14 protein-coding genes and 1 tRNA gene are annotated in these 14346 nt (G+C 42.3%); 7 read left to right on the top strand and 8 right to left on the bottom strand.

The genetic code is table 11. The features are described 5' to 3' along the window. Positions 1–207 precede the first annotated feature (207 nt). A complete protein-coding gene (locus AB6735_RS11915) occupies positions 208–3807 on the top strand; it encodes an ABC transporter permease (protein WP_370996151.1) in 3600 nt (1199 codons plus the stop codon). A 532-nt stretch (positions 3808–4339) separates the two neighbouring features. Here the strand turns inward: AB6735_RS11915 and AB6735_RS11910 are convergent. The 3 genes from AB6735_RS11910 to AB6735_RS11900 all read right to left on the bottom strand — a co-directional run bounded on the left by AB6735_RS11910 (position 4340) and on the right by AB6735_RS11900 (position 7053). Next, positions 4340–5380, bottom strand: coding sequence for a YhcG family protein (locus tag AB6735_RS11910; protein WP_370996150.1), 1041 nt, complete (start codon positions 5378–5380; stop codon positions 4340–4342). A 73-nt stretch (positions 5381–5453) separates the two neighbouring features. After that, positions 5454–6692 carry a site-specific integrase gene (locus tag AB6735_RS11905; protein WP_370996149.1) on the bottom strand — a complete coding sequence of 413 codons (1239 nt, stop codon included), beginning with the start codon at positions 6690–6692 and terminating at the stop codon, positions 5454–5456. Between the two features lie 288 nt (positions 6693–6980). After that, positions 6981–7053: transfer RNA gene (locus AB6735_RS11900), tRNA-Phe, on the bottom strand. 217 nt (positions 7054–7270) lie between these two features. On the opposite strand from AB6735_RS11900, the gene AB6735_RS11895 reads away from it, so the two are divergent. The 3 genes from AB6735_RS11895 to AB6735_RS11885 are packed head-to-tail and all read left to right on the top strand — an operon-like array spanning position 7271 to position 9848. Next, on the top strand, positions 7271–8572 hold the full coding sequence (locus AB6735_RS11895) for a 4Fe-4S dicluster domain-containing protein (protein ID WP_370996148.1): 1302 nt from the start codon (positions 7271–7273) through the stop codon (positions 8570–8572). A 27-nt stretch (positions 8573–8599) separates the two neighbouring features. After that, the gene (locus AB6735_RS11890; RefSeq protein ID WP_370996147.1) at positions 8600–9040 is read left to right on the top strand and encodes a DUF2750 domain-containing protein; all 441 of its coding nucleotides are present in this window, start codon (positions 8600–8602) and stop codon (positions 9038–9040) included. 19 nt (positions 9041–9059) lie between these two features. Then, on the top strand, positions 9060–9848 hold the full coding sequence (locus AB6735_RS11885) for a (Fe-S)-binding protein (protein ID WP_370996205.1): 789 nt from the start codon (positions 9060–9062) through the stop codon (positions 9846–9848). Here the strand turns inward: AB6735_RS11885 and AB6735_RS11880 are convergent. Further along, positions 9843–10325, bottom strand: a complete 483-nt coding sequence (locus tag AB6735_RS11880; RefSeq protein WP_370996146.1) for a hypothetical protein — start codon at positions 10323–10325, stop codon at positions 9843–9845. The two genes, AB6735_RS11885 and AB6735_RS11880, sit on opposite strands and share 6 nt — an antisense overlap. Before the next feature lie 45 nt (positions 10326–10370). Between AB6735_RS11880 and AB6735_RS11875 the strand changes: the two genes are divergently transcribed. Together AB6735_RS11875 and AB6735_RS11870 are read left to right on the top strand one after the other, a co-directional pair. Next, complete coding sequence (locus tag AB6735_RS11875) at positions 10371–10856, top strand: ABC transporter ATPase (protein WP_370996145.1); 486 nt, start codon at positions 10371–10373, stop codon at positions 10854–10856. Between the two features lie 39 nt (positions 10857–10895). Further along, complete coding sequence (locus tag AB6735_RS11870; RefSeq protein ID WP_370996144.1) at positions 10896–11498, top strand: YdeI family protein; 603 nt, start codon at positions 10896–10898, stop codon at positions 11496–11498. Between the two features lie 99 nt (positions 11499–11597). On the opposite strand, the gene mtgA is transcribed toward AB6735_RS11870, so the two are convergent. From mtgA to rpsF, 4 genes are all read right to left on the bottom strand, one after another. Then, a complete protein-coding gene (gene mtgA, locus AB6735_RS11865) occupies positions 11598–12278 on the bottom strand; it encodes a monofunctional biosynthetic peptidoglycan transglycosylase (protein WP_370996204.1) in 681 nt (226 codons plus the stop codon). A gap of 194 nt (positions 12279–12472) precedes the next feature. After that, entirely contained in the window at positions 12473–12916 is a 444-nt protein-coding gene (rplI, locus tag AB6735_RS11860; RefSeq protein WP_370996143.1) for a 50S ribosomal protein L9, read from the bottom strand. Positions 12917–12931: 15 nt separating this feature from the next. After that, positions 12932–13195, bottom strand: a complete 264-nt coding sequence (rpsR, locus tag AB6735_RS11855) for a 30S ribosomal protein S18 (RefSeq protein ID WP_022833472.1) — start codon at positions 13193–13195, stop codon at positions 12932–12934. Further along, a complete protein-coding gene (rpsF, locus tag AB6735_RS11850; protein WP_370996142.1) occupies positions 13195–13560 on the bottom strand; it encodes a 30S ribosomal protein S6 in 366 nt (121 codons plus the stop codon). The genes rpsR and rpsF overlap by 1 nt, the downstream gene beginning before the upstream one ends. Positions 13561–13716: 156 nt before the next feature. Here rpsF and AB6735_RS11845 point away from each other — a divergent pair, with 156 nt between their 5' ends. After that, complete coding sequence (locus tag AB6735_RS11845) at positions 13717–14331, top strand: hypothetical protein (RefSeq protein WP_370996141.1); 615 nt, start codon at positions 13717–13719, stop codon at positions 14329–14331. Positions 14332–14346: the final 15 nt, after the last annotated feature.

Raw genomic sequence — 14346 nt, 5'->3', positions numbered from 1 at the left:
ATATAGCGGACCTCAACTCATCAAGCAATGGGATACGGATATTGTTCTCAACTTATTACCCAGGGAATACTTTTCATGATAGGTTTACCCAATCTGTATAGCTATTTCAGGACGGCTCATAACCAACCAAAACCGGACATCTCTCCGTTCGCTTATGTTACACTACTCTCTTTCAAGTATCCATAATATACTGATATTTAAAAGCTTATGAATTTGGAACAGCGATTGATGCGATCAAACTACTTGAATTTAGATACACTCCATATTACCCTGTATGATTTGCTGCTTTGCGGAATGTTATTTGTTGGTTTGACCTTTGCTGCCTTATTAGCGTTGTCCAAAAATAACCGTTTCTCCGCTAACCGATTGCTTGCGCTTGCGCTGCTCACTATGATCTGGTGGATCTTCCGCTTGTTAATCATTGATATCCGGCTGCCGGTGTATTTTCCCGGTTACAGCACAGATCCTGTGCTGCTTCTGGCAGGGCCGCTCATTTATTTTTATGTTCGAAAAACGATTAGTCAGGAATACCCGTTCAGGCGGAAAGACCTGCTGCACTTTAGCCCACTTTTAATAGGAGAGTTGGCCGCCTGCATCCCGGCCTTACAGCAATGCAGCCTGCTCATAGTTTTGCTTGTATGGGGAGCAGCCATCAGCTATTTGTACGGGTCATATCAGCTCTTACAAAATTACTTCCGGCGGCTGCCGCCGGTAATGATGGACCGGTCCCGCCTGGAATATCGCTGGCTGCGGCGTTTATTAGGCGCCATTGCGCTGTGGTGGTGCTTGTGGCTGGCTTGCACAGTTGCCGGTTATTTTGACCTGTCCGTTGATGTGTCTTTATATCTGCTTTCAGCGATCATGATCATAGCGATCGCCGCCGCAGTGCAGTTACGGCCGGAAGTCCGGGTGGCCGGGCGGGTGGCTTTAAGACCGTTGCCCGGAACGGAATCGTGGCAAAAAGGGATCTGGCTGAAGCAGATGATGAAAAACGGTCACTATTACCAGGACCCGGAACTTACTTTAACATCCCTGGCTGAAAAGCTTGACCTCAGCGCACATGAACTATCCCGCATCATTAATGCCGGGCTAAAAAAGAGTTTCCCAGATTTCATCAATGCCTACCGTGTGGCAGCAGTCATACGGAAAATGCAAGACCCGGCATATGATCGGTTGAACCTTGCCGGCATTGGCTTTGATTCCGGTTTCAATTCTAAAAGTACATTTTACCGCATTTTCAAGGACATGACCGGCAAAAGCCCGGCCGACTATAAAGGCAACCTGGAAAAAGAGCTCCCAATTTATAAATTGAGACCCGCAGCTTTGTCCGGACCGTTAATTTTACGACAGGAAGCCATTCCGCATTGGTCTCCTGGGAAATTAAACCGCACTTATATGTTCAAAAATTACCTCAAAGTCTCGCTGCGCTTTTTACTAAAAAACCGCTTTTTCAGCCTGCTTAATATTACCGGCCTGGCGGCAGGTACTTTATGCTGTATGTATATTCTGCTGTATGTGCAAGATCAGTATAGTTATGACAAACATCATAAGGGTGCCAACACTATTTACAGGGTGACCACCTCCATCGCGCATACCGGCGATGTCAGCAATATGGCCACCGCTTCTCCCCCGATCGCGCCGGCTATGAAAAGTGATTTTCCGGAGGTGTTACAATATACCCGCGTCATACCTACGCTGGGCATCAGCGAACACCTGGTCAGCTATAAAGACAAGGCCTTTTATGAAGAGGGTGCGATTATGGTCGATTCCACCTTTTTCGACGTTTTTACCTATCATTTTACCCATGGGTCACCGGTAAATGCCTTCACAGATGTCAACAGTATCGTTTTGTTAAAACCAGTGGCAGACAAGCTTTTCGGAAGCGCTGACCCCGTGGGTAAGATTATTACGATCGACGACCAGGATGGTAAGAACATTTTTAAAGTAACCGGCGTGGTAGATCAGAGTGCCGGGAAATCACAAATTGCGGCAAACCTTTTTATACGCCTGAACAAAAATGGCTACGGCGGCGGCATCCTGACGAACAATTCCTGGGCGGGAAATAACTTTACAGAGTCGTATGTGAAATTTCGCGCGGACGCTAACGTTATTGCTTTTGAAAAAAAGCTGCCTGCCTTCCTCAACAAATACGGAGCGGACCAGCTGAAAAGTTCCGGGATGAGTAAATCCCTGCACCTGCAGCCGCTGTCCTCCATTCATACGACATCAGGTTATGACGCCGAAAGCGGGAAGATCGTGAGTGCGTCCTTTTTGTATGTACTGATCCTGATAGCGGTGTTGATCCAGCTTATTGCCTGTATCAACTTCATGAACCTGTCAACGGCCAGGGCCTCCGGGCGTGCAAAAGAAGTGGGCGTCAGAAAAGTGATCGGCGCCGGAAAATATGACCTGATCACCCAGTTTTTAGGCGAATCTTTTTTGTTGTCGTTTATCGGCGTAATCATCGCTTTGCCGCTGTTGTGGCTGGCGTTACCTTATCTGAACCGGATCACCCAGGCGAACATTCAATTGTTGTTTTTTAACGATCCGCGCTTATGGCTGATGCTGGGCGGGTTGATAGTGATCACCGGCCTGGCCGCCGGCAGTTACCCGGCATTTTATATGTCGGCCTTTAAAGCCATTAAGGTAATCAAAGGGGATTTTACCAGCCAGTTTTCCACGCAGGTATTGAGGCGCTCGCTGGTGATCTTCCAGTTCGTCATCTCGATCATCCTCATCACGGGAGTGGTCATCATTTACAGCCAGTTAAATTATATCAAAAACCGCGACCTGGGTTTTGACAAAGACCAGCAGATCATTCTCACGTTTCACACCAACGATACCAAAAGCAAAATGAACGCCCTGGCAGCCGGCTTGCAGCAATTGGCCGGCGTGAGATCGATCTCACGGGCCAGCAATACTTTTGGCGCGGAACATTATTTTGATTGGGGTGTGTATTTATCCGGAATGAACCCGGCTGACGCTGTCGATCAGCAAAACCTATATACCGATGAGCATTTTGTCAAAACGATGGGGCTCAGGCTGGCTGCAGGTCGCGACCTGATGGCGGGTGATTCGGGAAAAGTGCTGATCAACGAGACCCTGGCCAAACGATTGAGCCTTGCCCCCGACAAGACCATTGGAACCACGCTGTTCTCTGATGGCGACCGCAAATTCCAAATCGCCGGCGTGGTAAAAGACTTTAATTACAAATCCTTGCATGATAATATTGCCCCGTTCATGATCATATATTCGCCGAAAGCTGGTGAAGTCGATAAGCTGATCGTGAATACGAATACCAGGGATTACGCTAAATGCTTAGCGGACATAGGGCAGGTGTGGCATGAAAATTTACCGCAGACCCCTTTTGTCTATACCTTCATGAACGACCGGATGCAAAGCGCTTATGAAAGTGATACCGTGTTGTCGCAGATCATCAATTCGTTCACGCTGATCGCTATTTTAATTTCCTGTCTGGGTTTGTTCGGCTTAACGGCCTTCAGCGCGGAACAGCGCAATAAGGAAATTGGTATCCGCAAGGTCCTGGGTGCAAGCGTATCCGGTATCGTGCGGCTATTGTCCAAAGATTTTTTGAAGCTGGTGGTCATCGCCTTCGTGATCGCCACGCCGCTTGCCTGGTGGGCTATGAGTCGGTGGTTGCAGGGCTTTGTTTACCGGATCGGTATCAGCTGGTGGATGTTTGCCTTGGCTGCAGCGGCTGCCCTGATTATTGCCTTGCTTACCGTAAGTGTGCAGGCCGTCAAAGCGGCATTGGCCAATCCGGTTAAAAGTCTGCGCTCTGAATGAGCTGTCAATGCGATCAGAACACTCGTGCTGTCGGGGATCAGTATCACTGATTATTCTTAAAATGAATACCAAACGACTGTGATGTTCGTTCAGTTAGTACCCTGACCGGACATAATTCGAACCATTTTCAGGAGCAATTGAAATTCCTAAACACCCTTGGATTAGCTTAGTTCAGGGTTCAATATTAACTTGATTCAATATCATGCCTGTAAATTAACTATCATTAAAGAGTACTGGTACTCCCAAAGAACTCTTTCTTTTGTGAACATTTGCTACTAATTCTAAAAGGTATTGATGGGGTTTCAGGTTAAAAAGCCCGGGCAACATGTGCTTCGGTACCGCTGTTACATTGGCGTGGGCCATGGCTCCTGTGCTTTTTTCCTCCATACACGGCTTTTGTGGCCACGGCCATACCAATGTTTTCTTCACACATTTTAAGGCATCTTTGTCGAGGCCTTTTTGCCCAAGGACGTCCACACTTATCATCTGTTGGTAATTGTGCAAGTGGCACTTGCACAATTAGAATAACTGGCTATTCCAATTGTTTTTTCAAATCCTCCTTACTTGGCAGATAGAGCTTATATTCTTTGCTGAATATTTGATCATTACCTAATGGAAGTGTAAATTCCACGACAGATTTATTATCCTGCTTACAAAGAATGATCCCTAACGTCGGTTTCTCTTCTGGAAGTTTAATTTTTCGGTCATAATAATTAACATACATCTGCATTTGTCCGATATCCTGGTGAGTTAACTTTCCAATTTTTAAATCGAATAATACAAAACATTTGAGTAGCCTATTATAAAAGACCAGATCAACATAGAAATGGTCCCCCTCTAATGTGATACGTCGCTGTCTTCCTTCAAACGAAAAACCTTTTCCCAATTCCAGCATAAAATGTTCTAACTTGTTAATGATCGCAGTCTCCAGGTCATTTTCTGAATAGCGATTATCTTCGCGTAAATCAAGGAACTCCAGAACGAGAGGGCTTTTTAAGGTGTCGGTGGATTTTTCCATTACCTGCCCTCTTTCTGCAAGTTGTTTGATTTCTTCTTTGTTTCTGCTTAATGCCAATCGTTCATATAATGAGGTGCTAAATTGTCGTTGTAATTCCCGAACTGACCAATTGCCGTTTGCGGTTTCAATTTCATAGAATTCTCGTTCGTTTTTATCCTTGATCTTTAAGAGCTGTACATAATGCGACCAGCTTAAATTAAAGGTTCTCGGTAAATTCCGATGCACTGTCTCGGAATTTGGAGCTGGAGATACAGAAATACTAGACACTGTCTCGTAATTTCTGTATTCGATAAAAAAAGCGCGCATATTTTGCAGATTGTCAACTGAATACCCTCTGCCAAAATCCTTTGTCAAAGATTCACTTAGTTTCTTCAATGTTTCGTTAGCATAGTTCGCACGTTCTTTGCCATTTTGCTCATCTTCAACGATCATCTTTCCGATCTGGAAATAGGTGAAGACCATAGTTGAATTAATATTTCTTACAATCTGATTTTGGGATCTTTCGATCAGCTCTTTTACAGACTGGAAAAGCTGGTTAATTTGATTCTTCTTCATTTTTATGATTATTTTAGTTTCTAATATTAGTTATTTGAGGTACCGCAAAATGCGATTCCATAAATGGTATTGTTTACCTTCCCGTATCCATAGTTGTTAATCTTTTCTTTAACACGGCCATATCCTCACTTATTTTCTGTTCAATTACACGTGCGTAGATCTGAGTTGTTCCCATCTTCGTATGCCCAAGTATTTTACTCACGGTTTCAATGGGTAGTCCATTAGAAAGAGTGACCGTTGTGGCGAAAGTATGCCTGGCCATGTGAAAAGTTAAGTTTTTTTTGATCTCACATAAGTAGGCGATTTCCTTCAGGTAGCTATTCATTTTTTGGTTGGAGATAACAGGAAATAATTTATTGTTGGACACGGCCCTGTGATCACTTTGATATTTAAGTATAATTGCCGAGGCTTTGGGGAGTAGGGGAGTATTGACCGGTGTTTTAGTTTTTTGCCGATAGGTTTTGATCCACCATTCTCCGTCTATGCCTTTAACTATCTGCTCTTGCGATAAGTTCATGGCATCCACGTAAGCCAGGCCGGTATAACAGCAAAACACAAAAATGTCCCTGACAAATTCCAGTCGGTACAGATCGAAAACTTTTTTCTCGATTTTCAATAAATCCTCCTTAGTCAGATGCGCCCTTTCCTCATGCTTAATCTTGATCTTGTAACTTTTGAACGGGCTGGTACTAATCCATTCCATATTGCTGGCCATGTTGACCATTTTTTTCAATCGGATCAGATGCGTCATAGCGCCGGTATTGCCAATTGGTTTTTGATGGTTTTTGGGTTTTAAGCTCCGGAGATAGACCTCAAAGTCCGTCAGGAACTTAAAATTGACGTCCTTGATATGCAGATCGTTTTTATGGTACTGGTCTTTTATAAACGACCTTAAATACTTTTGAGACGTTTCATAATGACTGAGTGTATTTGGCGAAAGCTGGTGGACAGCGGTCTTATTGTGGTACGCAAAAAGGTGACTTAAGGTATGCTCAACTTCCTCCGTACGTAAAAAAGTGTTTTTAATAGCCTCCGCGGTTATGGGCAGCTTTTTAAGCTGTAATTCCCGGTAGCACTCGCCAATTTCAGTGCGGACATCTTCTAAATAATTGTTCAGGGCGCGTACTTCTTCCCTGCTGCCTTTGCCAAATCCACGTCGGATATCCCAGGAGCGGGGTTCAATGTACTGTTTCAGTCCGAGGTGAATGATCTCCCGGTTTACGGTAATTCGTGCGTAAATGGGGGCCTTTCCGTCTTTTAATTTGTCCGGTCTGATCAGGAATTGCAGGCCGAAAGTGTTTACTGTTCTCATATCCTTTGCGTTTAATTGATAATTTATGGCACATTTTGAACAGATTTGAGGTATAAAAATGGCGCAAAACTGCCCGGATTTTATGCTATTTCGATGCGGCTTAATTACTTGTATTACAGATAATTACACCACTTTTCAATACCTCAAAGCTAAAGATCAAAAACAGGTTACGGAATAGGTATCAGATATGCTGCGTTGTTTTGGGTAGTTTTGCGTTTGGGGTTAAACGAAAAAACCCTGTAAATCAACGATTTACAGGGTTTTGATACGAGTTGATACTCTTTTTTGTGGTATCAGCTGGGATCGAACCAGCGACACAAGGATTTTCAGTCCTTTGCTCTACCGACTGAGCTATGATACCTCCGTTTGGGGAGTGCAAATGTAGCTTTTTTTTTATGTTTGAAAAGTTTTTTTTGAAAAAAGTTTAAAAATATTCCCTTGAAAGTTTAGATCGATTTTTGAAATTAAACAATTTGCCAGCTAATCAGTTACTTAGCTTTAAAGATATTTTTCAATCCTAAAACATTTTTCTCTTTCAACAATTCAATTAACTTTGAATAAAATACTATGCACGCATAATGATTGCACAAGTTATATTTATTATCATATTAGGGGTTGCCATTTACTTTTTTGCAAAAAATGCAGCTAAAATAAGACGTAACATACTGCTGGGGAAAGATACTGACCGATCTGATCAGCCAGCTGAGCGCTGGAAAGTAATGGCAAAGGTAGCTCTTGGACAAACCAAAATGGTAAAACGTCCGGTTGCTGCCGTTATGCACTTTTTTATTTATATCGGTTTTGTGATCATTAATCTGGAAGTGCTGGAGATCATGATCGATGGAGTATTCGGATCGCATCGTATATTTTCGCACCCATTAGGGGGCTTATATGGTTTTTTAATAGGAGGTTTTGAGGTATTGGCGGTGTTAGTGCTCACCGCCTGCATTGTTTTCCTGTGCAGGCGTAACATTGTCCATTTAAAACGCTTTACAGGCACCGAGATGACCAAATGGCCCCGGTCTGATGCCAATTATATCCTCATCACCGAGATCTTGTTGATGAGCGCTTTTTTAACCATGAATGCGGCCGATTACAAATTACAGTTATTGCATTTTAGCCATTACGTTACAGCAGGAAGTTTTCCGGTAAGTTCATTAATTGCTCCATTATTACCCGATGGAGCTGCTGCTTTGGTTATTGTTGAGCGTGTATGCTGGTGGTTTCATATCATAGGGATATTGGCATTTTTAAATTATTTGCCTTATTCCAAGCATTTTCATATCCTGTTGGCTTTCCCAAATACCTATTACTCTAATCTGAACAATAAAGGAAAGTTTACCAATATGGCATCCGTTACCAATGAGGTGAAAGCCATGCTTGATCCCTCTTTTGTTCCTGAAAATACGGGTGAACCTGCACGTTTCGGCGCTAAAGACGTTACCGACCTGAGCTGGAAAAATTTGATGGAAGCTTATACTTGTACAGAGTGTGGCAGGTGTACCTCAGTATGCCCGGCTAATATTACCGGGAAACTGTTATCGCCCCGGAAAATTATGATGGATACGCGCGACAGGCTTACTGAGGTGGGCAACAACCTGGATAAGCATGGAAAAGACCATGATGACGGTAAAGCATTACTGGATAACTATATTACCCGCGAAGAGCTTTGGGCATGTACCACCTGTAATGCCTGTGTGGATGCTTGCCCGGTAAATATTAATCCGCTGGAGATCATTACTGAAATGCGCCGCTATATCGTAATGGAAGAATCACAGGCCCCGGCCAGTCTCAACAATATGTTTAGCAATGTAGAAAATAACGGGGCTCCATGGAAATATAGCCAGGCTGATAGGTTTAATTGGGCAGAGGGTGATTAAGTTGGGGATTTATAATAGATAATAAGGATGTTACAAGATCAAGCAACGATTGAGTCAAAATATAAGCTATTTATAGAAAGAGCGGCAGCTTCAAAGCTGGTATGGGGCTTGAAGAGTAAAGATGGATGGGCCAACTCTTATTCAAATGATAGTGAAGAAGTGGATGTAATTCCATTTTGGTCAGATAGGGCTTATGCTAAAATTTGTGCTCGTGATGAGTGGAAAGGTTACGTACCTGTTGAAATTCCGTTGGCGGAGTTTTTAGAAAGCTGGTGCGTAGGCATGGCGGATGAAGAAACTTTGGCTGGTGTTAATTGGGATGCTAATATGTTTGGAGTAGAAAGTGAGGCTTTAAATGTTGCACTTGATATTCTAAATCAATTGAATGCCATTAACTCAGCAATTAGCTTTAAAAATTATAGTAGTATAAACGAATTTATAACAGAGATCGGTGAATCACTTGATTAACTGAGGAAAATCATCAATGATGGATCAAAAAATACCTACCATGGCCGATATGGCTGCACAAGGACAAGAGCCCGAGATATTGTTCTGGGTTGGCTGTGCCGGTAGTTTTGACGAAAGAGCACAAAAGATAACCCGTGATATTTGTAAAATATTACAACATGTGGGTATTAAATACGCGGTTTTAGGAACCGAAGAAAGCTGTACAGGTGATCCTGCCAAACGTGCCGGTAATGAGTTTTTGTTTCAGATGCTGGCCATGACCAACATACAAGTGCTCGATGGCTATAATATAAAAAAAATAGTGACTGGCTGTCCACATTGTTTCAATACCATCAAAAATGAATATCCAGGCTTAGGTGGCAATTACGAAGTGATCCATCATTCACAGCTTATCCAGCAATTGATCGACGAAGGAAAGCTGCGTGCCGAGGGCGGGGAAAGTTTTAAGGGCAAACGGATCAGCTTTCATGATCCCTGCTATCTGGGCCGGGGTAATAATGTTTATGAGGCACCGCGTGCGGCTCTTGAAATATTAGATACTGAATTAGTTGAATTGAAACGCTGCAAGTCAAATGGATTATGCTGTGGTGCTGGTGGCGGCCAAATGTTTAAAGAACCGGAGCCCGGCAAAAAAGAGATCAACATGGAACGCATGACAGATATCCTGGAAGCGAAGGCCCAGGTTGTAGCCGCTGCCTGTCCGTTTTGCATGACCATGCTAACCGATGGTGTAAAGCATCAGGATAAAGAACAGGAGATACAGGTGCTGGATATTGCCGAGATCACTGTGAGGGCCAATGGTTTATAAAGCTTTGGCCTTAAAATAGCTCAGCGCATTTTTTAAGCTGTCCAATCGGGCGGCACTCATGTTTCTTACAGGAAGATCAAGAACGGTTGACATGGAGTCGATATCTCCCTTTGGGTCTTCATAAGTTTGCACGATAATATCATCAGCGTTGGTACTTAATTCCAGCGTGCCTGTTTGCTCATCTCCCTGGTATTGTACCTGGTTTAAACGGTGTAAATTGAAGGAAAAATATTCCTGTTTACCATGTTGATAAGTTTTTCTGAGACGCAAAAAATAATCGTTGGTAAGGGTAAGTTCCCACTTTTTTAATTTAACATCAGGCGGCGGATTATATGATTCTGTAAGGCATTTATTGCTCCAACTGAGCCATTCCTGGTCGTCTGTTTGTGGCCTGAAGCTATAATTTAGCCATCCGGCCAATAAAATGAGGGTGAATACTAAAATCTTTTTTGTTTGCAGCTGAAGTGATTTTTTCATGACAACAAAATGTAACCCGAAGTTAATAAATTGATATTTTTGTAAATGGAATTTTCTCAACACTCAAGAGTTTGGATATATCAGTCGGACCGGAAATTAACTGATCCTGAAGTAGAGCAGATACAGCAGGAACTGGATGATTTTACCATCGGCTGGACAGCCCATAACAGCCAGTTAAAAGCCCGGGCCGAGATCAGGTATACCCGCTTTTTGATTTTAATAGTTGATGAAAGCCAGGCGGGCGCCAGCGGCTGCTCTATCGATAAATCTGTTCATTTTATGAAGCACCTGGAGCAGCATTATCACATCAATTTGTTCGACAGGTTTAACCTGGCTTATCGGGAGGGCGGAGAGGTGCTTTCATTACCACGGCATGCTTTTGAAGACCTTTTGAAGCAAGGGAAGATAAATACCGAAACCATTGTTTATAACAACATGGTGCAAAATGTAGGTGAACTGGAAAGTAAATGGGAGGTGCCATTTAAAAATAGCTGGCATATACAGCTTTTTCGCGATCTGGTTAATCAATAGCGCTATTGCTAAAGTTGGGTTGTTTGCATAAATTTAATTATGGAACAATATGATAACCGGGTAGATATTTATATCGACAAATCTGCAGCGTTTGCCAAACCTATATTGGAATACATCAGACAAGTGGTCCACGAAGCATCACCCCTGGTCACTGAAGGCATAAAATGGGGGATGCCCTTTTTTGATTATAAAGGACCGGTATGTCAAATGGCGGCCTTTAAGCAGCACTGTGCCTTCGGTTTCTGGCGATGGTCGTTGATGAAGGGGGATTTAAAGGATACCGATGATGCTGCCGCAGGTAGCTTTGGTCGTATTGCGGATATCGCCGATCTGCCTGCAAAGGAAACATTAATGGCCTATGTATTGCAGGGAATCGAATTAAACGAAAAAGGCATAAAAAAGGCCGCTCCGAAAAAAACTCCTTCCGAAAAAGCCGAATTAGTGATCCCCGATTATTTTATTGATTTTTTAGCTGCTTATCCTAAAGCTGTACAGGTGTTTTATGATTTTAGTTATTCCAACAAAAAGGAATACGTAGAATGGATCAGTGAAGCCAAAACAGAGGCTACCCGGCAAAAAAGACTCGAAACAGCCGCAGAGTGGATGAGTGAAGGTAAATCAAGAAATTGGAAGTATAAGTAGGATCAAAAGTGGTTTATATGGTTTGCACTTTTTATGCTTTGCAATCGATCTCTTAAAGTCTATTTTTTCAAACATTAAACTGTATCGTTATAGAATATTCTAAAAATCCAACGGACCTAACCTGCGCATATTTTTCATGATGAGGTATTGTCTGTGTCTTAAATAACGGGTAGGGTTGGTGGCCGACCATCTGAGCGGACTCGGAAATATAACCGCTATGGCAGCTGCTTCATGCTTGGTTAAAGCTGCTGCCGATTTATGAAAATAAGCTTGTGAGGCGGCCTCTATGCCATAAATACCGTCGCCCATTTCAATCTCATTGAGGTAAACTTCCATGATGCGTTTTTTGCTCCAGAAAGTCTCGATCAATACCGTAAAGTAAGCTTCGAAGCCTTTGCGTAATAAGGAGCGGCCATCCCATAAAAAAACATTCTTGGCTACCTGCTGCGATATGGTGCTACCGCCGATGAGCTTTTTGCTGTGCGCGTTTTTTTCAATAGCCTTTTCAATGGCCCGGAAATCAAAACCGTGATGCTCCAGGAAGCTTTGATCTTCGGCTGCCACGGCTGCCCGCTTCATATTATCGGAGATATCATCAAAATCTTTCCACTGTTTGTCCATCTTCCAATCCTTGCCGGCGGCTTTACGCTGAAAGCCGCGCTCTATCATGAGCCAGGTAAAGGGTGGGTTTACAAAGCGGTAAAAGAGCACACCTAAAAGGCTCAATCCTACAAAAAGTAAAAAGGCAAGCTTGATGACTCTGAATAAAAGCCGGGCAATTCCATTGTTTTTTAGCTTTGAAAACCACGACTTTGATCTGGAGCTTTTTTTTGAGGATGAGGCGGAGGTGCGTTTCACTATTGATGATAAATTCTATAAAACAAAGAGGGTGTTTTGCCAATGCAAAACACCCTCTAAAATTCTACAATTAAGTTCAAAATCCGAAATCAAAACTCCGAATTCCGAAATATAAATTACTCAGCTACTACTGAGAAAGGAACCTGTACTTTTACTTCTTTATGCAGGTTTAGGTTTGCGATGTAATCACCAACAAACTTAGGCTCCTGATCAAAAGTAATACGACGACGGTCAACTTCAAAGCCTTCTTTTTTCAATGCATCAGCAATTTGGATAGTGTTGATGGCACCGAAAATTTTACCGCTTTCACCGGCTTTAGCGCCAATGTTTAATTTAACGCCTTCTAAACGGGCAGCTATCGCGTCGGCATCCTTGCGGATTTTTTCTTGTTTAAACTGAGCTTGTTTCAAGTTTTCAGCTAAAACTTTGCGAGCGCTTTCAGTAGCTAATATGGCGTAGCCTTTTGGTAAAAGGTAGTTACGGCCATAACCTGGTTTAACGTTTACAACATCGTCTTTATCACCCAGGTTTTTTACATCTTGTTTTAAAATAACTTCCATTTTCTGAATCTCCTATTATTTTAATGAATCTGTAACGTAAGGTAATAAACCAATGTGGCGTGCGCGTTTAACGGCTTGAGCCACTTTACGCTGGAATTTTAATGAAGTACCGGTTAAACGACGTGGTAACACTTTACCCTGATCGTTAATGAACTTTAATAAAAAGTTTGCGTCTTTGTAATCAATATACTTAATACCATTCTTTTTGAAACGGCAGTATTTTTTACGGTTATCCTCCACCTTTGGAGCGGTAACGTATTTAATTTGTTCGTTAGCCATTAGTTTGTTTCCTCCGCTTTAGCTGCTGGTTTCTTGTTAAAAGCACCGCTGCGTTTTTTGTCATTGTAAGCAATGGCATGTTTGTCCAAAGCAATGGTCAGGAAACGCAAAACACGCTCATCGCGCCTTAACTCTACCTCCAATTTGTTAATTAAATCACCTGGAGCCTTAAATTCAGTTAAGTGATAGTACCCTGTAGTTTTTTTCTGAATAGGGTACGCTAATTTTCTCAAACCCCAATTATCCTCCTGGACAATTTCGGCTCCGCCATCAGTTAAGATCTTGCTAAATTTGGCATTAGCCTCTTTAGCAACTTCTTCTGATAACAACGGGGTTAGAACGATCACGATTTCGTACTGTTGCATTATTATACTTTGATTTTTAATTAATTACACCCACTATTGCGGGGCTGCAAATGTAGAAATATTATCTGTATTTATCAAGTAATTACGACTCAAAAATTAAATTGTTTAATCCATAAAATAAGCAGTCAACATTTATATTTGACAAAAATATATCACATGAAAAAAAACCTACTCCTTTTCACCATTATTTTTATGATAATGTGCGGCGCTGTTAATGCGCAAATGGCAACTCCCGGGCCGGTTGAGCAGCGAATGACCGATAGTCTTTGCAAGAGCCTGGCCAGGCTTGATATTTCAAAAATAAGTACTAAAGAAGAGGCAGTAAAGGCTTATACTGAATGCGTAATGGCCCATGCTGATTTGTTACCTGACCTTGCTGCCGAAAGAAAGGTAGATATGACAGATCAAAGTGCCATGCGTGCAGTAGGTATTGATCTGGCCAAAAATCTTGTGAAGCAAAAATGTGATTACTTTTTGAAGCTGGCTGTAAAAATGAATAGCAAAGAAGTAGAAGAAGATCGGTCAATAACTGGCACATTTAAGCGGATAGATGTAAAAGGCTTCAATTACGTTATTATAACCGAAACAGGCAAAAGTGAAAGGTCATTCCTTTGGTTAAGGCAATTTCCTAATTCAGAGCGATTTATCGGTGGTGCAGCGGGGCTTATCGGGAAAAAGTTAAAAATAACCTGGCAGGAATTAGAGGTTTACCTTCCGCAGGCAAAAGGCTACTATAAGGTAAAGGAAATTTTAAGCATTGATATTTTATAGATCACAGTGAAAGCA

It is taken from the genome of Mucilaginibacter sp. RCC_168 (assembly GCF_041355315.1).
GTDB lineage: Bacteria > Bacteroidota > Bacteroidia > Sphingobacteriales > Sphingobacteriaceae > Mucilaginibacter.
Note: the sequence above shows the minus strand (reverse complement) of the source record. Positions and strands in the feature narration are given on the sequence as shown.

Excerpts from the sequence above, each read along its gene's own strand:
- AB6735_RS11915 (WP_370996151.1), top strand. The coding sequence starts at position 208 with ATGAATTTGGAACAGCGATTGATGCGATCAAACTACTTGAATTTAGAT.
- AB6735_RS11910 (WP_370996150.1), bottom strand. The coding sequence starts at position 5,380 with ATGAAGAAGAATCAAATTAACCAGCTTTTCCAGTCTGTAAAAGAGCTG.
- AB6735_RS11905 (WP_370996149.1), bottom strand. The coding sequence starts at position 6,692 with ATGAGAACAGTAAACACTTTCGGCCTGCAATTCCTGATCAGACCGGAC.
- AB6735_RS11895 (WP_370996148.1), top strand. The coding sequence starts at position 7,271 with ATGATTGCACAAGTTATATTTATTATCATATTAGGGGTTGCCATTTAC.
- AB6735_RS11890 (WP_370996147.1), top strand. The coding sequence starts at position 8,600 with ATGTTACAAGATCAAGCAACGATTGAGTCAAAATATAAGCTATTTATA.
- AB6735_RS11885 (WP_370996205.1), top strand. The coding sequence starts at position 9,060 with ATGGATCAAAAAATACCTACCATGGCCGATATGGCTGCACAAGGACAA.
- AB6735_RS11880 (WP_370996146.1), bottom strand. The coding sequence starts at position 10,325 with ATGAAAAAATCACTTCAGCTGCAAACAAAAAAGATTTTAGTATTCACC.
- AB6735_RS11875 (WP_370996145.1), top strand. The coding sequence starts at position 10,371 with ATGGAATTTTCTCAACACTCAAGAGTTTGGATATATCAGTCGGACCGG.
- AB6735_RS11870 (WP_370996144.1), top strand. The coding sequence starts at position 10,896 with ATGGAACAATATGATAACCGGGTAGATATTTATATCGACAAATCTGCA.
- rplI (WP_370996143.1), bottom strand. The coding sequence starts at position 12,916 with ATGGAAGTTATTTTAAAACAAGATGTAAAAAACCTGGGTGATAAAGAC.
- rpsR (WP_022833472.1), bottom strand. The coding sequence starts at position 13,195 with ATGGCTAACGAACAAATTAAATACGTTACCGCTCCAAAGGTGGAGGAT.
- rpsF (WP_370996142.1), bottom strand. The coding sequence starts at position 13,560 with ATGCAACAGTACGAAATCGTGATCGTTCTAACCCCGTTGTTATCAGAA.
- AB6735_RS11845 (WP_370996141.1), top strand. The coding sequence starts at position 13,717 with ATGAAAAAAAACCTACTCCTTTTCACCATTATTTTTATGATAATGTGC.